This is a genomic window from Enterobacter cloacae complex sp. ECC445 (genome assembly GCF_021892025.1).
Taxonomy (GTDB): Bacteria; Pseudomonadota; Gammaproteobacteria; order Enterobacterales; family Enterobacteriaceae; genus Enterobacter; species Enterobacter chengduensis.
The window spans coordinates 73,330-91,854 of record NZ_JAKLRZ010000011.1 but is presented as its reverse complement, the minus strand read 5'-3'; the positions used below and the strand labels follow the sequence as shown (position 1 = coordinate 91,854).

Annotated in this window: 19 protein-coding genes and 1 pseudogene; 17 read left to right on the top strand and 3 right to left on the bottom strand. The window is 52.2% G+C overall.

Annotated features, from left to right (window positions below):
* Nucleotides 1-227: 227 nt before the first annotated feature.
* Nucleotides 228-468 (bottom strand): annotated as a pseudogene (locus tag L6R44_RS11835) (IS66 family transposase); the annotation flags it as partial.
* A 359-nt stretch (nucleotides 469-827) separates the two neighbouring features.
* Between L6R44_RS11835 and L6R44_RS11830 the strand changes: the two are divergent.
* Nucleotides 828-1,784, top strand: a complete 957-nt coding sequence (locus L6R44_RS11830; protein ID WP_237424313.1) for an ArdC family protein — start codon at nucleotides 828-830, stop codon at nucleotides 1,782-1,784.
* Between the two features lie 90 nt (nucleotides 1,785-1,874).
* Here L6R44_RS11830 and L6R44_RS11825 read toward each other — a convergent pair whose 3' ends face one another.
* Nucleotides 1,875-2,771 (bottom strand): LysR family transcriptional regulator, encoded by an 897-nt coding sequence (locus L6R44_RS11825; protein ID WP_237424312.1) that lies wholly within the window; start codon nucleotides 2,769-2,771, stop codon nucleotides 1,875-1,877.
* 472 nt (nucleotides 2,772-3,243) lie between these two features.
* Nucleotides 3,244-3,708, bottom strand: coding sequence for a transglycosylase SLT domain-containing protein (locus tag L6R44_RS11820; protein WP_237424311.1), 465 nt, complete (start codon nucleotides 3,706-3,708; stop codon nucleotides 3,244-3,246).
* 355 nt (nucleotides 3,709-4,063) lie between these two features.
* On the opposite strand from L6R44_RS11820, the gene L6R44_RS11815 reads away from it, so the two are divergent.
* From L6R44_RS11815 to trbB, 16 genes are all read left to right on the top strand, one after another.
* Entirely contained in the window at nucleotides 4,064-4,474 is a 411-nt protein-coding gene (locus L6R44_RS11815; RefSeq protein ID WP_337249840.1) for a relaxosome protein TraM, read from the top strand.
* A 42-nt stretch (nucleotides 4,475-4,516) separates the two neighbouring features.
* On the top strand, nucleotides 4,517-5,254 hold the full coding sequence (locus L6R44_RS11810; RefSeq protein WP_237424310.1) for a helix-turn-helix transcriptional regulator: 738 nt from the start codon (nucleotides 4,517-4,519) through the stop codon (nucleotides 5,252-5,254).
* A 551-nt stretch (nucleotides 5,255-5,805) separates the two neighbouring features.
* Nucleotides 5,806-6,210, top strand: a complete 405-nt coding sequence (locus L6R44_RS11805; RefSeq protein ID WP_272930083.1) for a type IV conjugative transfer system pilin TraA — start codon at nucleotides 5,806-5,808, stop codon at nucleotides 6,208-6,210.
* Nucleotides 6,211-6,227: 17 nt separating this feature from the next.
* The gene (gene traL / locus L6R44_RS11800; protein ID WP_072057648.1) at nucleotides 6,228-6,533 is read left to right on the top strand and encodes a type IV conjugative transfer system protein TraL; all 306 of its coding nucleotides are present in this window, start codon (nucleotides 6,228-6,230) and stop codon (nucleotides 6,531-6,533) included.
* Between the two features lie 21 nt (nucleotides 6,534-6,554).
* Nucleotides 6,555-7,127, top strand: a complete 573-nt coding sequence (gene traE / locus L6R44_RS11795; protein ID WP_047070836.1) for a type IV conjugative transfer system protein TraE — start codon at nucleotides 6,555-6,557, stop codon at nucleotides 7,125-7,127.
* The gene (gene traK / locus L6R44_RS11790) at nucleotides 7,108-7,878 is read left to right on the top strand and encodes a type-F conjugative transfer system secretin TraK (protein ID WP_237424309.1); all 771 of its coding nucleotides are present in this window, start codon (nucleotides 7,108-7,110) and stop codon (nucleotides 7,876-7,878) included. Before traE ends, traK begins: the two co-directional genes overlap by 20 nt.
* Nucleotides 7,865-9,205: a TrbI/VirB10 family protein gene (locus L6R44_RS11785; protein ID WP_237424308.1), complete on the top strand. Its 1,341-nt coding sequence runs from the start codon at nucleotides 7,865-7,867 to the stop codon at nucleotides 9,203-9,205. Before traK ends, L6R44_RS11785 begins: the two co-directional genes overlap by 14 nt.
* A gap of 219 nt (nucleotides 9,206-9,424) precedes the next feature.
* The gene (gene traV, locus L6R44_RS11780; protein ID WP_272930082.1) at nucleotides 9,425-9,868 is read left to right on the top strand and encodes a type IV conjugative transfer system lipoprotein TraV; all 444 of its coding nucleotides are present in this window, start codon (nucleotides 9,425-9,427) and stop codon (nucleotides 9,866-9,868) included.
* Nucleotides 9,865-12,468: a type IV secretion system protein TraC gene (traC, locus tag L6R44_RS11775; RefSeq protein WP_237424306.1), complete on the top strand. Its 2,604-nt coding sequence runs from the start codon at nucleotides 9,865-9,867 to the stop codon at nucleotides 12,466-12,468. The genes traV and traC overlap by 4 nt, the downstream gene beginning before the upstream one ends.
* Complete coding sequence (gene trbI / locus L6R44_RS11770) at nucleotides 12,444-12,866, top strand: type-F conjugative transfer system protein TrbI (protein ID WP_086524760.1); 423 nt, start codon at nucleotides 12,444-12,446, stop codon at nucleotides 12,864-12,866. The genes traC and trbI overlap by 25 nt, the downstream gene beginning before the upstream one ends.
* Before the next feature lie 164 nt (nucleotides 12,867-13,030).
* Nucleotides 13,031-13,657, top strand: coding sequence for a type-F conjugative transfer system protein TraW (gene traW / locus L6R44_RS11765; protein ID WP_237424305.1), 627 nt, complete (start codon nucleotides 13,031-13,033; stop codon nucleotides 13,655-13,657).
* Nucleotides 13,658-13,750: 93 nt separating this feature from the next.
* Complete coding sequence (gene traU / locus L6R44_RS11760) at nucleotides 13,751-14,740, top strand: conjugal transfer pilus assembly protein TraU (protein ID WP_237424304.1); 990 nt, start codon at nucleotides 13,751-13,753, stop codon at nucleotides 14,738-14,740.
* Between the two features lie 9 nt (nucleotides 14,741-14,749).
* A complete protein-coding gene (gene trbC / locus L6R44_RS11755) occupies nucleotides 14,750-15,313 on the top strand; it encodes a type-F conjugative transfer system pilin assembly protein TrbC (protein WP_237424303.1) in 564 nt (187 codons plus the stop codon).
* A complete protein-coding gene (gene traN, locus L6R44_RS11750; protein ID WP_237424302.1) occupies nucleotides 15,310-17,169 on the top strand; it encodes a type-F conjugative transfer system mating-pair stabilization protein TraN in 1,860 nt (619 codons plus the stop codon). Before trbC ends, traN begins: the two co-directional genes overlap by 4 nt.
* A complete protein-coding gene (traF, locus tag L6R44_RS11745; RefSeq protein ID WP_237424301.1) occupies nucleotides 17,166-17,951 on the top strand; it encodes a type-F conjugative transfer system pilin assembly protein TraF in 786 nt (261 codons plus the stop codon). The genes traN and traF overlap by 4 nt, the downstream gene beginning before the upstream one ends.
* 27 nt (nucleotides 17,952-17,978) lie before the next feature.
* Nucleotides 17,979-18,524 carry a type-F conjugative transfer system pilin assembly thiol-disulfide isomerase TrbB gene (trbB, locus tag L6R44_RS11740; protein ID WP_237424300.1) on the top strand — a complete coding sequence of 182 codons (546 nt, stop codon included), beginning with the start codon at nucleotides 17,979-17,981 and terminating at the stop codon, nucleotides 18,522-18,524.
* Nucleotide 18,525 lies beyond the last annotated feature (1 nt).

Sequence of the window (18,525 nt, the reverse complement as noted above, 5' to 3'; positions counted from 1 at the left end):
CTTACCAGGGATATAGCCTTTATTATCCCCTCATGGGGATAAAATCAGCTGTATCCCCAGTAAGGGATAAAACCATGCGTTACGGTGAAAGGGACAATGGGCCATACAAGCGTCACCACCATGCAGCAATATGATCGTCGTGGCGGGGGGCGGGCCTGGCCAGCGTGAGGACGCCTCAACCTCTTCTCATGGGGAAGATAAAGGTCAACGTACAGGATGGAGCTGCCTTATCCCGTTGGCCGTGTGATGCACCGGAGCCGGTGCTCGCTGAATCGGTTGCCTGGCCAGTCGGCTATGCCATCAGGCACATGGCGTGTCGCATTTGCTCGTCCCGTTCAGGCTGTACAACAGTGCTGCCCGCTCACCATTTTGGTCAGAGCCGAAGAACAGGACGTTTTTACGACCCCAGCAGACCATCCGGAGGGCATTTTCGGCGACGTTCTTGTCTGCGTCGGACCTGCCATCGTTGACTTTTTTAACCCATCAGTTTTTCGGACTTCAGCAGCGTTTCCGTTTTTTGCTTGCGTTCTGTGCGCATCGACCTGCTTCGTATCTCGGCCCTTTGGGCGGCCATCCCTGAATCAACATCAGGATAACCACATTTCACCCGCGCAGCATAAGGGGCGGTAAGCCCGGGTATGCACCCCGTCATTTTCTCCAGTGTTGCCTTTCTCCTTCGTATCAGGCTTCCGGTAATCGTCCCCCGTCTCAACCCGGCCCGCAAGGGTAAATAGCACGCTACGCGCCCTTGCGGGCCAGAACGACTCCGGGGAAGACGAACCGTCAGGCGATACGAAGACGAAATTCACACGAAAGGAGAAACTGCCATGACGATGAATCTGCATACCCAAACAACCGCCCCTGTTGCCGCACAGGCGACCAGCGTATCCCCGCTGGAGCCGTCAGGCTCCTCAAAAACGAAAGGGTGTAAAGACAAAATCAGATCAAAAACGGATTTATACCAGACGGTAACCAACAGCATTATCGAGGCCCTGGAAAGGGGGGTTAAGCCGTGGGTATGTCCGTGGAAACATAACGGCGCAGTGTCGGGTATTCCGTCAAATTTCAGTACCGGCAAGGCCTACACCGGGATGAATATCATGTTGCTGTGGTGCAGTGCGGCAAAACATGGTTTTCAGGATCCACGCTGGCTGACTTACCATCAGGCCACAGAGCAGGGCGCACAGGTTCGTAAGGGGGAAACCGGCACAACCGGCATTTTTTATAAGACGCTGGAGAAGGAAAACGACGCCGGAGAGCTGGAGCGGATCCCGATGCTGAAAACCTTCACCGTGTTCAACATCGAGCAGACTGACGGACTGAACCTGGACGACGAAATCAGCCCGCAGCCGGTGACCGGATTTGATCCGCTGCCAGACGTTGAAGCACTTTTTCAGCGCACCGGCGCGAATATTCACGAACGCGGCCAACGGGCGTATTATCAGCCTTCAACAGATGAAATCTGGCTGCCTGAACGCCATCTGTTCGCAGATGCCGCGAACTTTTACGCGACTGGGCTGCATGAGCTGGTTCACTGGACGGGCGCAGAAAGCCGCCTTGACCGCGAGAAGGGTGGCAAATTTGGTTCAGAGAGCTATGCGTTTGAAGAACTGATCGCTGAGCTGGGCTGCGCATTTTTGATGGCTGATCTGGGCGTGAGTGGAGAGGTTCAGCACGAAAGCTATATTGCGTCGTGGCTGACATCACTTAAGAACGATAAACGCTATATTTTTCAGGCGGCCAGCGCCGCCAGTAAAGCACATCGATTCCTGATAGACTGCTAAGAGGTCAAGCCCTGCGGTGCAGGGCTTCACGTGCTCTGGCAGCAGGATTTACCGTGCCGACAGTCATCGGCGGACGTTCAACGCTAATGCCTAACTCTGCGACTTCTCAACCAGCGAGTCGATGAGCTTCAATAAAGGCTCAGAAGCTTTTTTACAGGCGGAATAGCAAAGATGGTAGCCGGGTAAAGGCTCGCACCAGTCCTCCAGAACCCTCTTCATTTTTCCTTTCTCAATAAAGGGAAGGACGTCACCTTCCGGCAGATATCCCAGTCCGGCATTGGATAAGACGGCGGTAATCAGATGGGCCGGAGACTGACACCCTATCGAGCCGTCGACAAGAATATCCTGTTGATTGTCTCCCTTTTTAAAAATCCACCGGCTGGTTTGTTTCTCGCCATGCTGTATCTGCCGGACACAGTGATGTGCAAACAAGTCCTGCGGCCGTACGGGCTCGTTATGACGCTCAAAATAGGCTGGCGAACCCACGACCGCCATTCTGACAGGGGGGCTGACAGGGTGACTGTTCCACTCTTTACGCTTACCCGGCCCCAGTCTGAGGTATGCATCGAACGCTTCTCCGGCGAACGCTTCGGAACGATCCGTATCGCCTAACTCGAGACGAAGTTCCGGATTTGCCATAATAAAGCGATTAAGCTTCCTCATCAGCGCGGGACTCATCAAAAGCGAGGCGCAGTTGATCCTGATCGTTCGGTCATGCTGAAGGTGGAATTCGCTGAGTTTATTGAGTTCTGACTGTATTTCATCAACGTGTGATCCGATAGCATGCAGTAAACACTGGCCGCTTTCGGTCGGCGTAACCCGACGGGTTGTTCTTAAGAGCAAAGGAATATTCGTGCTCTTTTCGAGTTCAGCAATCGCATGGCTCAATGCGGGCTGACTGACACCGAGATGTGCCGCCGCACGGGTAAAACTTCGCTCGCGGGCAACCGTGACAAAATACAGTAAACTGGTGAGATTACGTTTCATCTGGCAATGGCCTTTTAAATGAATCCTGGCGCGCGTCTAAACATCATTCGTCTGCTGAGAACGGGAGGAGTATTTTTGCTGGAAAGTATTCATCATCGTGAAGAATAATGGTTACAACTCGCCTGATCTTAACGAGTCACTGGCGCGTCTGCGCCATGCACGGACATATTATCCTGTATGTTTGCATAAGAAATACCCTGTGCCGCACAGAAATGAAGGGGTTTTCATTAACGAAATATTAATGAGTTACCGCTCACTAAATATGGGCTTGTTTTGCTGAGCGCGTAATGTCCTGGGGCGCCAGCGCTCATTTTTTTCTGCAATTGTAATGAAAGAAAAGGTGGGCGATTTTTTACGATCTCCTGATGTTGTGAGATATTCATTTGAGGGCAATATGCCTGGTTTTCTTATCAGGCAAATTACTGCTGAGTCAATCTCCCGGAGAACGGAATGCTATTTTCAGATAGTATTCTTAATCGTCATCGTCCGACCGCATGGTTTTTATGACTCTGTAGGTTCTTGCTATCCTGCTGGCATAGGCGTATCGCCGCATCGCTTGTCTGGCCGAATGCTGAAAACCGGCGTTGTAGGCCCCGACAGCCTGCCAGCTCACGCCCCATTTCTGAAACGCTTTTGCCAGATAATAGGTTCCCGTGTAGACATTAAGACATGGATCCTGCAGAAGTCGCTGTGGAGAGATGCCATATTTTTTCAGTTCAGGAAAATGCTGGGAATCTATCTGCATTAAGCCTGAACCGTAACCCGAAACCGTATTCCTTCCTGTTACGCTGTTATGGAAGTGAGATTCGTTCCAGGCTACCGCCCTGATAAGGTCGGGATCTATTTTGTAGTCCCTTCCGGCACGCTCGAAACAGTCTCCAGCATAAAGGGGACACGGCAGAAGGACTGACAGGATGAATGCAGTTGCTCTGACCATTTTTCCTCAATTCTTCATATCAGGGGAGGGTGTAAACCATCCCGAACACATGCTCAGGTGTATGGCGCTCCTCATTCACTTTACAGCACACCCCACGCAAATAAATGATTTTCGAGATTAACATTTGCATTCATCAGCTTAAAAATTATTCTTTGAAGCAATGCCTTATTCTTCAGTATATTGGCCGAATAAGGGCTGTATAATCGCTTATGGAGTGCCGGGGTGTGGTTTTATAATGGCTAATTAATAAAAATTAAAGTGTTAGGATAAATACGGTAGCACTGCAGAAGTGATACATTTGTCTTACTGTGAATGAGGCGATGGTCTGTTCTATGACACCATTCTAACCTTATTCATGTGCATTTTCTCTGACGAGGTAAGGGTGATGCCACGGCAAAATGTATATATGAAACAGAGAACCCTGAATAGCATTCTCGCGATTGTGAATGAGCGACGCGAGGAAGGTGACACTCATGCTGAAGCAAATATCTCAAGCGTTTGCTCAGAAATGCTCGAATTAGGGATAAGGGTCTATCGCAGTGCTAAAGCAAAAAAAGAGGATGAGACACTTTCTCAGCAGGATAAAATTCAGCAGGAAATCATGACGGAGGCCGTCAAGTCACGGCTTGTGGTCCAGCAGATTTTGAAACTTATGTTTGATCTTCAGGATATCAAGGCCGATACCCGAAATAATTACGCCAGTCTGATTGACTGGTTGAAATCACAGGCACAGACACGGATTAGAATGATATTAAGTGATGATTAGCTAAAAGTGGCGTTGTCATTATCGATGTTTGAGGAGCTGAATATGCAGGCGCAGAAAGACCCACAAGATGAAACCGAAGCTCAACAGCTTTATCGTGATTTTTATTTTTTTCACAAGCGTTCCATAAAGTGCTGGTACATTAAAGATTCCTGCCATCACATTGTCGATGCCAGCGAGGGATTTATTTCTCGCTTTCTGCCCCCTGGGATCACTTTTGATTCTGATCTTCCTGAGTATTACATGACAGAAACTGCAGACAGAAATAGTGAAATTATACACAGTTTTGAATCACTGGTTACAGAACAAAAAAAGACAATCAATCTTCTGGTCTGGGACATTTTCTGCGATGTTAACGGCGTCAGAGCTTTCATCATGACCTTAACGCCCTGCGAATACAAAAACAGGGGAGGTGTGATGGTTTTTCTGGCCGACCTGGCGGAATGTAATCAACGTACAGATTGGTTTTCGTCTCTGCTGCCCGGAGCATTACCGAGAAGGAAGAGGACCAGTCTGATAACGTTATCCGGACAGAAAGAGCTGGCCAGAGTCACGCCAGGAGAATGGGAAACAGCATGGATGATTATTTGTGGATGCTCAATCAGAAAAATTGCGGCTTATAAGGGAGTAAGCCCGAAAACTGTGGAAAACAAAGCCAGAAGTGTTTATGCAAAGTTAGGTGTTTTTAATCGGGAGGGATTGTTAAGTGCGGCGGAAGAGCATAAATGGATCAATCGTATTCCTGAAAAATTGATTTCATCACCTGCCATCATCAGACTATGAATAACCTTTTTCATTCATAGTGTGACTGTCTGTAGCCTGTCTTAAAACGTATGCGTTAAACCGTCCCCTCTTCGATTAAACATCTTTTAGAATGATTATTATTGAATAAGGAATGTTTTTTATAAAAAAGACAATGGTTTTTAAGTGAGGACATTGATTTTTCTCACTACGCGTAACGAAGATATGAGGATGCGTTAACTTCAGGCTTAATTATAGGCGCTATGGAGTTATTATCACTCGACACCTGTCTAACTTTTTATCCGAACGGTTTTTATCATAATGAATAAGCGTTGGTGACGGTTTTAGTGTTTAGTGAAAAACACGTCAATTACCTGGGCTTAAATTATATCCGGAGAGTCTTTTTCCGGGTATTACGTGATGCGTTCAGGAAAAAGGGGAATTCTTTTGTCGCAGGCGTTGTCGGGTGTGTTCTCCCCACGACAGGGTTGACATCCTGGGGCGGTAGCGTCCACGAGCAAAAGACATTGCCCAGAATGACTTTCATGACGAGAGAAATATGTTCTCCTGTTAACCCTGTTTGAGGAAGAAATATGGTTAAGACGTTGCATAAACAGCGTGAAGAGCGTTTAGCCTGGCCACCTGAAAGGTTGTGGTGTTTACGCGGTATGGCTGGGGTGATGACCCTTTTCCCGAGGTGGCCTAACCGTCGTCTGGTGCCAGTGGTGTTAAAATATCTTGCAGTTTCGCTACTGCTCTGGCTTGCCGCACGGGGTATGGTGCACGCTGAAGATCTGACTTCTGCAGGCAAAGCAGACGCTCAGGATACGTTTGGTCCGGATTCCACTATGATGTACTACTTCATGCTGGCTGAAGCGGTACTGGTTTTTCTGCTCTATCTGCGCAACCACAATCCGGCTACCTTCCTTTTTATACCGGTATTCATCGTGGTCACAAAAGTGGTGTTTGCCATTATTTCCGCCCGGTCGGGTGGCTGATAAGCTGGCCAACCGTCATGAATGAAACGCGTGCTGCGCGCTTTATTTTTCCCCAGACCCTGAATGAACGGTCAGGTCCCGTGGGATTACCCACAGACGAAACTCTCGCAGTTTTTTGCCCCATGGCATGGGGCTTTTATACGGGACAATATCTAACCGGCCTGATCATGTCAGTCATACTCTGGACGGGATTAAAACATTTCAAAAAGGGCAAAGGTTCCACCTGGTTATTTAACCTTTGCTACTGGTCTTTTCCTTCGATGCTTTTCAAAGGCAGATACAAAGTAATACCTGATTCGTCATACCGGTTGTGGCTTCGTTGAGTAAACCGTAGGAGGGAGAGTGTGGAACTGAAGGCGCACCGCGTTATGGGGCGTTACACCTCGCTCGCATTTGTCATGCTCCTGGGGCTGCTTGTCATCTCCCTGAGTGGCAATACGCTGGCCTGGTTACAGATTGATGCCCTGATTAACAGTCATGAGGAAACCTATATTCCGATGGGACTGGATGCATCTTTTACGCTGTCCCGCAACCGAACGGATGCGAGCTATCTCGAGCAGACTGCCGAATCGTTAGTGTTGCTTCGCTACAACGTTTCTCCTGAATCGGTTAAGGCTAATCATCAGGCATTGCTGCGATTCTTCGACAATGAGACACGGCCTGCCATGCAGGACGTTCTGGCGGAAGAAGCCCAGCGGGTTATTGATAATAACGTCACCTCGGCATTCTATCTCTCAGGCCTGGATACTTACCCGTCCGCAGGCACGGTGGATATTCATGGCACTGTTCAGCAATGGATAGGCAGTCGTAAGCAACCGCCTGAAGAAAAGATTCTCAGACTGGAACTCCGTTACCGCCGGGGGATGGTCACCATCAAAGCATTCAGGGAGAAGACAAATGCGTCTGCGTTACATTAAGTTCGGGCTGTTTTTAGCCGCCAGCGGAAATTTCCTGGTTCTTGCCAGTCCCGTTTCCCTGCCCCCTGTTGATATTCCCGTCGGACCTGACAGCCAGGTCAGAATCGCGATCAGCAACACAGATCCCAATCTGTTTGTCGTACCGGGGGACCGAATTATTGCTGTCGACAGTGTCCAGGGCATGTTTGTCAATGCCAACAAGGTCCAGGGACAGGCGAACGGTGGGGTTGTACTCATGACAACGCAAACAAGGCCCTTCACATTTTACTTACGCACGGCAGGGGGACTGACGGTCTCGGTTATCGGCCTGCCGCAGAAAAGACAGGGCCGGGTGCTGCATTTCATCTCCGGTACACCTGCGCAGAATGAGTCCACCCGTCAATGGGAGAGATCGCAGCCTTACCTCCATTTGCTGACCGATATACAGAAGGCTGTTCTGAAGGGAAAGACACCGCAGGGTTTTCTGAAGGCTCCGGTCGTCGCCCTGCCACGGCTTCAGTTAACTACCGGACTCAAGGTGGAACCGGTGGACATGTGGAGCGGTGGAGAGCTGCGTCTCTATCGGCTGAATGTCCGCAATACAGACCGTCACGTGGTGGCGTTCACTGAGACGCTATTTCAGGCACAAGGCGTTCGCGCTGTGATGATTTTTCCTTTCAAAACCCGATTAATGCCTGACGAAGCTGCCTCTGTATGGATGACCGCCTCGAGTGAGAATGAGGATGGGAAGGCGCATCATGGGCAATATTAACGAGATGACGCGCAACAAGCAGATGGCTTTGCTGGTGACACTATTACTGGGTCTTGCAGGCACAGGTATTGTAGCCTGGTATATTGGGTCCCCTTCCCGGGCTGCGCCAGGAAAAAATCAGCCAGCTAAACCTGTACCGGATATGACCGGGGCGGTGACCTCTACCTCCTTTGGCAAAAAGGTCAGTGAAAGCGCAGTCGCTGACCTGCAGCACACGGCATCTGAGGTGGACAAAAAACTGAACCAGTTTGAGCTGCAGCTGACGAAGATCGCCGGAGAAAATGAGGTGTACCGCAAAACGGTCCAGATGCAAAACGATGTATTAAAACATCTCCAGACGCAGATGGACTCACTGCGTTCAGAACATCATGCCGATTCACTCAAACTGCGGGGCGACAGGGCCGAACCTCAACTTCCTGTCGGCACATCCTTACCAGCATCAGTGCCTCCCCCAACGGCATTTTATCCGGCGCCCCCGATGAACCAGACGGTGACCTCAGACCGTGCGCAGCACCCGTCTGAGCTGTCAACCATGACCGTCGCGTACAGCCGTAACAACGATAAACGTCATTCTCTGCCTTATATCCCTTCTGGCAGCTTTGCCCCAGCGACGGTGATTGAAGGCGCAGATGCGAATGCATCGGTTACGGGGGAAAGTGCCTCCTCTCCCATGCAGTTTCGTTTGACGGGGAAAGTGATACTCCCGAATGACGGTGAATACGATCTGCGCGGTTGCTTCGTGACGGCCGCCGCGTATGGCGACATCTCCAGCGAAAGAGCGCTGTTGCGCACCGATCGGTTGTCATGCCGAATCCATAACCGGATCATCGATCAGAAAATCAAAGGTCATATCTCTTTTATGGGCAAAAATGGCATCCGTGCGACGCCCGTGATACGTAACGGTAAAATAGTCGGGTTTGCTTTTGCCGGCGGAGCCATTGATGCCATGGGAAGCGCCATGTCCAGCGTCGGGTCAACGACGGTCGGTCTTGGCTCCTCACACAGCGTAACGAGTGGAGAAGTTGCTCGCGCGGGTCTGGGCGGGGGGACCTCCCAGGCAGGGAAGACCCTGTCGGAATATTTCATCAAGCGTGCTGAACAATATCATCCCGTCATCCCTGTCGGGGCAGGCGTCTCCGTCTCTGTTGTGTTTCAGGAAGGTTTTCAGCTCAGGTATGTCGATGGAGAGGAAGCAAAATCAACCCGGCAGACACCACCAGAAACATCTTCAGATAATGGCATCACCATCACGAAAGAGGTGTTAAACGAGCTCAAACTGGGTGACACCGTTGGAACGGCGAACCCGTCACCGGCCACATGGAAATAAGGCTGCTATCCGAAGATCCACTTCAGGACAATGTTAATGAAAGTGCGGATGCGGATCCCAATGGGCTGAATGTGTGTTCAATGTCGGAAAGCCAGCGCTCGTCCTCGCGCTTGTCTCACGTGTAACTGCGCGACGGTTGGAAACTTGTCTGGATAACACGTATTCACGCGATTTCTGCCCCCAATCTTCACAACCTTTCTCAGCCCACAGGACCCAGCTATGACCAGGAATCTGACTGCAATGCTTACAGGTATATGCCTGCTTTCAGGCTGCGCTGGAATGAATACGGATTTTGACTGTCAATCGCTGGCTCACGATCGCTGCCTGACCATGGAGGACGCCAACCAGATAGCCCGGCACCTGCCAGCTGAAGCCAGCGGAAAAGGGGAAACCCGCATACCGGCGTTCTCTGATATCCCATCGTCAAAGCCATCTTCGTCCAATCCCGACGTATTGGCAGGCACGGGAGTGTATTCACCCAGCGGGTCCGACGCTGTCATGGCCTCAAACACGCAGACCCGCGCGAAGCTGCCCGGGAGAACCGGCCCGGTTGTTGCGCGCCTGTGGATTGCGGCCTGGGTGGATGAGGAAGACGTTTATCATGCCCCTTCTGTTGTCTCATTCGTTGCGGTACCTGACCACTGGATGGGGTACAGAAAATGACCCTCTATAATGAATTTTTCCGACGCATGCTTACCGGCTGGCACATCAAGGACGGAGCACCGGAAGCGGACGCAGTGCTGACGGAGATGGACTACCCCTCATTGCTCAGCGTGCTTCCCTACCGGCATTTCGACCCTGAAACCGGTATGTTCATCAACAGCACCACCGTCGGATTTGTTCTCGAATGTACACCGCTCATTGGTGCGAATGAGAACATTGTGGATGCGCTGGACAATTTTTTGCGCAATAAGCTTCCCCGTGAAAGACCCCTCAGCGTGCTGCTTCTGGGGAGTAAATGCATCAGTGATATGCTGGATACGGGACTGACGGGGATGAGTTGGCGGGGTGAACATGCGGACAAATTTGCACGCATAACCCGCGCATTTTATGAGCGTGGCGCCCTCTATGGTCTGCCAAATAACAAAGGATATCCACTCTCGCTACGTAATTATCGTCTGTTTATCAGCTACGCAGAAGAATGTCGTCGTCTCGATGACCGCGTCTTCAGCTCGCTTGGCCAAACGCTGAGTATCCTGCAACAATCTCTCTTTGCTGTCCGCCTGCATTCCGTGCTGGTCAATGATGGGGGATTACTGGGGCTGGTACGTGAGCTGATCAATTATCGTCACGACCAGGTCATGCCACCGTCCCGTCAGGTGGATCCCTATGAAGAACTGAACGCACAATGTGTTGAGCCCTCAATCACGCTTGAAGTCCGGGCAGACAGTCTTCGCCAGAGCCTCTCTGCTGCAAATGGTCAACGAATCTCCACGCGCATAATGAGTTTCATGCCGGAGAAAAACCCGGAACAGTTTGCCCTGTGGCAGGCGGGAAATAACCTCAGTAACCTCCTGGATCCCGGATCAACCGTTCCCTGTCCCTTCGCCATCACCCTGACGACGGAGCTGGAGCCTCAGGCAAAGAGTCAGAACGAAGCGCTGCGCAAATTTGCCACTAACGACAAGCGTGCAAACTCTCCCTTCGGAAAATGGGTACCCGGCGTAAAAGCGGCGGCCCGGGAGTGGGATGGTTTGCGCTCACGCCTCTCAAAAGGACAGTCGTCGCTGGCGCGTTACAGCCTGAGCGTCACGCTGTTTTGCGAGGATGATGACGAAAAAGCATTGATGTGCGAGCTGGCATTAAACAATACCTTTCGTGCCAACGGGATTGTGTTGTGCCCGCCCATGTTTATGCAGATGCGTAATTACCTCGCGCTGTTTCCATTCATGATGGCGGAAGGGTTATGGAGTGATATGAAACGCAGTGGCGCTACGCTGAGGGCGGAAGCGTTCAATGTCGCGAACCTGATGCCCGTTGTCGCGGACAACCGGATCTGCTCCAGAGGCGTGCCGATCCCCTCTTATCGCAATCAGCTCTCGTTTCTTGATCTGTTTGACAGTGACTCCGGGCTGGGTAATGACAACTATAACCTTGGTATATGCGGGACGTCAGGGGGCGGTAAATCCTTCCTCATGCAAACCCTTATTCGCCAGATCCTCGAGAGCGAAGGACGGGCATGGGTTTTCGACATGGGGGATTCCTATAAAACATTGTGTGCCAATGTGGGGGGAGTGTATGTCGACGCCACCGATCTGAAATTTAACCCGTTTGCAGGGGTCGTGAATATTGTTGAATCGGCGGAAAGTATTCGCGATTTACTCCTGGTTTTGTCGTGCCCGTCAGGCGGGGTTGGCGATACCACCAAATCCATTCTTCTGAATGCCGTGCAAAGCGTCTGGATGGAAAAAAGAAATGCGGCGCTAATCGATGATGTCGTCGCGCATCTTAAGACGCTGGTTGTATCCGATCAGTATCGTACTGCCGATACCGTACGAAACCGAATGGAAGAAATTATCGTATCCCTGCACAAATACACCACCGGTGGAATATACGGAGAGTATTTCAACAGCCCAAACCCGGCGCTGGATGATTCGGTCCGGTTTTGTGTACTGGAGATGGGCAAACTCAAGAACAAACCCGATCTTCTGGCCGCCATCATGTTTTCAATGATGATTTATGTCGAACAGCGCATGTTCCTGTCGCCACGCAGTGAACGTAAGGCCGCCATTATTGATGAAGCCTGGAAACTGCTCGCAAGTGAGAGCAGTTTTATCGGCGATTTTATTGAAAATGGCTACCGAACGGCCAGGAAATACGGCGGCGCCTATATCACTATCACACAGGGAATTGAAGATTTTGATGGTGACAAGGCCAGTGTCGCAGCCAGAGCGGCCTGGTCTAATTCATCCTTCAAGATCCTGCTTCGTCAGAATCTTGAGGCGTTTCGCAAATATAACCAGACAAATGAAGGTCAGTTCAGCCCCGCTGAACAGAGCATCATTGAAGGTTTCCCGTCTGCTAAAGATGCCCACTTCAGTGCCTTTATGCTTCGAGTCGCCGGTCAGGTTTCTTATCACCGGCTGCTTCTCGACCCGCTGAGTCGGGTGATGTCCTCTTCCGACGGTAAAGATTTTGAATATCGTGAGCAGAGTCTGCGGGAGGGGAACAGTGTTGCCGAGACAGTGTGGCGTCTGGCCTGCCACAAGTATCCTGATGAAATGGAGTTACTTCAGAAATGGACGCAACAGCGATCCCGATAACAAAAGGCATACGGTTTCGACGCCAGCAACGTAGCTGGCGACGTATCGTAACGTCAGTGGCTGCTGTCACCGGCATTCTGCTTCTCCTGAATCTGTGGCTTACGGCGAGAATTTTCTGTTCGCGACAACAGGAAGTGGTGACCTTTGATATGCAGGGCACGGTGAACAGCTTTATGGCCCAGCTCAGCCATCAACATGCCGGCGAGGAGGCGGTTAAAAAAACCACGGGCCGTTTCAATGCTGCACTCAACGGTGCCTTAACTGACTGGCAACGACATCACGACGCGATCATCCTGGTGGCACCGGCGGTGATCGCCGGCGCGCCGGATATTACACAGGAGATCCAGACAGACGTGGCGAAACGCATGTCGGCAGCGTCTGCACGTGAGCGTCCATGATGAGAAAACCAGACCTGCTCCATTGATGACATCGGCGCGTTTTTTGTCATCACACAGTTAACGAATAACTGCGTTACCGGTTATGAACCCGCCTGTTCACGTCATCAATTGTGAGCTTACTCTCAGGGCCCTTAGTCCAGAGCCGGACAATCAGGAGAATTTCGATGAGAGACCGCCTTATCGCGGTATTTTTACTGGCCGGGCTTTCGCCACTGTCCCAGGCGAAAGATCTGGGCACCTGGGGTGATACGTGGCCGGTTGCGGAACAGAGTTTTCTCGCGTTTATCCAGACGCGACTGGCGACAATGATGAACGACGGCACGCTCTCTGCTCTGCAGCACCAGTTTGCGCAGCGGGTGGAAGCACATGCGCTTCGTCCGGTTCCGGTACCTGGCCTGAAAGCAGACTCCCGGGAACATGTCTCCTGGTATGATCCCACTTTTACCGCGGAGCAGGACATTGCGGACGCACGAAATCACGTCTTCGTTCATCAGGGTGATCGCATCAATCCCCTCGACACGCTTTCCCTGAACCTCACGCTCTATTTTATCGATGGCGATGATAAGCGACAGATCGCCTGGATGAAGGCTCAGAAGCCTTCCACACCCCATTACAAAATCATCCTGGTGAACGGAAACGTGCGGGAGGCGTCGGACAGCCTGGCTTCACGGGTTTACTTCGATCAGCAGGGCGTCATATCCCGCAGGCTGCAGTTAACGTATATCCCGGCCCGGGTCGTACAGGACGGACGACGTCTGAAAATCACCTCCGCCGCACTGCCGAAGGAATGAAAAAAACACCCTGTTCGTCGCGCAGCGGAACAAGGAAAGAGGACGTCTGTAGCATCCTGACCTCGTCAGGTTTGACATCGAGAGGAGACGCGAATGAAAGACAGATTATCCGTCCTGGCGCTGGTGGCATTACTCAATGCCGGAGCGACAGTACGGGCTTCTGCACCGGAGTGTCAGGGACATTTTGTCAATCCGATCACCGATATCTGCTGGCAATGCCTTTTCCCCCTGACGATTGGCAATGTACCGGTGGCGGCCAGCAATGAACCGGATACCGAGAATCCGTCCAGTCCTTTACAGGTCTGTCCGGTCAGTGAGCTTTACCGTATTGGTATTGCGATTGGGTACTGGGAACCCTTTGCCCTCACCGACGTGACCCGGGCTCCCTTTTGCATGGTGAATCTGGGCGGATTCAGTATCTCTGCCGGCAAACTCGGCAGTGGTGGGGGAAAACGTCAGGGAGGGGACGATACTGCCGCGTTTTATCACGTCCACTGGTACAAATACCCGCTGACCTGGTGGCTCAACATTATTACCGATCTCGGTTGTATGCAGGGGGGCGACATGGACATCGGGTATCTTTCCGAACTGGACCCAACCTGGAATGACAGTTCGCTTGCGTCGGTACTCTCTCCCGAGGCGTTTCTGTTCGCGAACCCCATCGCTCAGGGTGCCTGTGCTGCGGATGCCCTGGCCAGCGCGGTCTCTATGCCCCTCAATTCCCTGTTCTGGTGTGCCGGTTCACATGGGAGTCTTTATCCTTTCACGGGATTTGTCCCTGACCAGGCCAGCCCCCAGGCTGCCAGCGTGCTGCTGTCAGAACGCATGGCATATAAACTGCACCGGCAGGGCATGATCATGAACAGCGTGGGGCAGAACAATAAAGTCTGTTTTGAATACCCCTCTCCGGTTATGCCAAAAGACCGCTTCCGGTATCAGATGGTGAATATGTTTCCCGATTCGGCGCGGTGTCATCCCTTTGGCCGAACCGTGATGGCCTGGGAAGCCGGTCATGCCACGCCGTCCAGCCGGCAGAATTTCGGTTACCTCATCTGGCGCAAACGCAACTGCGTTTTTCTTTGAGATCCCCTCATGAAAAATTTGATCGTTATCCTGCTGTCTGGCGGGCTGCTGACAGCGACCTGTGTGCGGGCTCTGAGCCTGGATGAATCCCTGCTGTTACCACACCCGCTCCCACAGGAGCGGGCTCTCCGGCCATCCGTTTCCTTTTCACGGAATACGACCGTTGCCGGGAAACCGTTTCGGTCAGCCGCTGAGGGGAAGGGGTGCCAGTTACTGTATTTTCTCTCTTTTTCCGTGCCGCGCGATGGCCTGAAGCAGATGATAGCGCAGGCCAGTCGTCTTCATGTTCCCGTGCTGGTCAATGGTCTGATCGATAATGATTTTCACGAAACGGTACGGGTACTTTTTGAACTCATACGGACAGAAAATGCTGGCGGTGTTCAGATTGATCCCCTGTTGTTTGAACGTTATGACATCAGAGCGGTGCCCGCCCTGGTGGTCACCTGCGAGGCCGGGTATGACCGCTTAACCGGCAATCTCAGGATTAAGGAGGCGCTGGCACGCATTGCTGAAGAAGGAAAGTGTCGCCACGTTGCCCGGCAGTTTCTTGCTGAGATACGGGAGGACAAATGAAACCCATCTTAAACGCCCTTGCTGGCATACTGTACTGCGGATGCGCACTGGCAAACTCGCAGTATGACGAAGCCTCCCATTACGCCAATGATGAAAAGGGAAAAGGGCTGGATACCCTGAAAAATGTCGATCCGGCGAGATTAATCCCCGGCTTTACGGAGAGCCCGGAACAGTCGAAATTGTATGGTGGGGTAACGGCAGACCAGAATACTGCGCTTGACAGCAATGGTACCCGGGAGATGAATCACTCTGCGGCAGGAAAAACCATGCTGGATGTGATCAAACATCGCCCACCGGACCGTATTTCAACGGACGCCCCTTTTATTCACGACTCGCTGGATGTTGAGGATAAGGCGGAAAGCCTGACGCAGGACACCGACACGCAGTGTCGCGACGTCGTGATAAATAACACGCAGATTACCAACTTTACCTGTGAGCGCACGCCAGCAGTAGAGCTTACCTGTACCCGAAGCGCCGGGCCGGGCGGGGGACACGCAGAAGAAACCGTCCTTACGAAAACGTTCAGCGTGAGCAATAACGATTTCGTCTACCGCTACGATGGCGACAAACGTGTGACATTTCAGTTTCGTGCACCCGCGTCAGGAACGGTGATCCGTGCCACGCTTACTTTGCATTTTACTGACAAGAATCTCTCCTACCGCATGCGCTGGTGGGGAGTGAACGCCGAGTCCGTGGCCAAAAAGGAGAACACATGGGTCTTAACCGGTGCGGCGGGAGCCCCCCTCAGTCAGGAACGATTATCCCCGGTCGGAGAGATTGAAAATCAAAATTGTCTGCGCGGGAATCCGTCCCGCTGCCAGAATTATGCCCGGAAAACCCTGAACTGGTTGAAAAATGGCTCTGACGGTCGCATGGCCCTCACGCTCGAGATGCAGGTCAGAGAGAAAAAGTGGGTGCCCGATGTGGTGTGGACGGAGACCTGTCCATTTGATCCGTCTGAGCAGATCAAAACCGGCAGCGTGTGTACTTCGCCCGGCGGGAACCGAACCTTTATCGTTAACGGACAGCCATTTAGGTTGCACAGCGATTGCTGGCAGTACACCGATACCTATATTTCACAATCGCCGGATAACGGTACCTGCGAGCCCTACATGAAAAATCCCGCCTGTACTGTGGGCAGTATTGCCTGTATTGCCTCGCTCAGTAATACCTGTCTGCGTGAACATGTGGTCTTTTCCTGTGAAAAACACACCCGCGGCACAGCGCACCTGTGTGGTGGCGAGCTGGTGTGTGCCGATGGCAGCTGCGATCACGCAGAAAACAAGGCGAATGATGATTTTCGCTCCGCCGTATCAGGTCTTGCGGCACTGGCCGCGGCAGGAAAGGACGTGGCTCAACTGAACAGCATGAACGTGTCGGCCTTCACCGGCAGGGCCATAAGCTGTCGTAAAGCCATGGCTGGATTCAGTAACTGCTGCAGGGATAGCGGCTGGGGGCAGGATACGGGGCTTGCCAGTTGCAGTTCGGAGGAAAAGGCGCTGGGACAGGCAAAAGCACGGAAGTTGACCATCTATGTCGGGGGATACTGCGCGCACAAGATCCTGGGCGTCTGCACCGAGAGGAAAGAAGGGTACTGCCAGTTTGACAGTAAGCTCGCAAAAATCATTCAGGAGCAGGGGCGACGGGGGCAGCTTGGGAAAGGATTCGGGCGCGGGGAATCACCCGACTGCCGGGGGCTGAGCGTGGCTGAGCTACAGCATCTTGATTTCAGTGCCATTAACTTTGCTGATTTTTATGACGATCTTGAGAATAGCACCACGCTTCCGGAAGACCAGTTCCTGATCGAACGGATAAAACAGCAAATCACAGACAAAATGAAGGACGGTGCTCAGTGAAGGTCTTTTTGATTGGGCTGCTCATCTTTGTGATCGTCCCTGTTGCGAAGGGCGAGGACACCGCCATGGGGCCTGCCACGATAAATACCTATGTTGAACGACCCATTGTGGGCTGGCACTGGTACAACGAACCCCGCCCTGAAGACGAGGCGGACACTCAGGAGAACATTCCCCTCAGCCGCCTCTCTCCGACCCTGCAGATGGCCCTGTTGAAAAAGCTGACGCAACAGCGACTTTACCGCGCCATTCTTTCACCTTTGGAACAGCACGCGGCAGATTTTTTGCGTCTGCAGGCTTATCTGATACGTCTTTCCGGCCAGTTCACGCAGACGGCCAAAAAAGCCCTGCTGGATTACCCGGAGCTGGATTACAACCTTGAGCACAGTCGCTATAACCGCACGGCCACTCTGCAGCAAAATGAGAGTCACCAGAGGCAGTTAATGGCCATCCATTCGCTGGGTCAGCGCTATGGGCTTTTTCTGTTTTATCGCGGGCATAATCAGATCGACAGCCTCATGGCCGCCAGCGTGAAAGAATTTGCCACGCAGTACGGCCTGTCGCTTATCCCGGTGAGTGTGGATGGCACGCGCAGCGAGTCGCTCCCTCAGACGCGAGCGGACAGTGGACAAGCGCGTCGTCTGGGGGTCAGTTATCTTCCCGCCGTCATGCTGGTTGACCCGACGAAGGGGCATGTTCAGCCGCTGGTATACGGTTTTATGACGCAGGACGATCTCGCCCGACGTTTTCTCGATGTGGCAACAGACTTCAAGGCACAGTACTGAACACTTTCTGGAACAGAAAGGAGGTGAATGGTGTTATTCCGATGGGGCAAAATGGTTCTCCTGATCCTGACAAGTGGCGCATGTTGTCTCCATGCCGCTACACGGGATGTGCGCCGGGTGCTGGAGGCAGGAAACACCGAATCCGCGCAGCGGAGCGCACTTTCCCTCAGCCCTGACGTCATACGCTACCGTGATGAGAATGAAGGTCCACCACGTGATGCTCTCCATTCTCAGCCTCTTCAGAGGGACTACCAGATTGTGTTGTTCATGCAGGGAAGGTGCCACTTCTGTCAGCAGTTCGATCCGCAACTGGCGCAGCTGTCCCTGCAAACCGGACTCAAAGTATTCCCGTATACCCTGGACGGTCTCGGAGATGCCAGTTTTCCCCGGGCTATTCCGGCTCCGCAGACGGTGATTGAGGCATTCTATGGCGTTGGACAACCCGTCGTGACGCCAACGACATTCCTTGTAAACGTGAATACCCTTCAGGCCTGGCCGCTGGCGCTCGGCATAGCAGACATGCCTGCAGTAAAACAGCGTATTACTCAGATCCTCAACGCTTCGCCGGACTAAC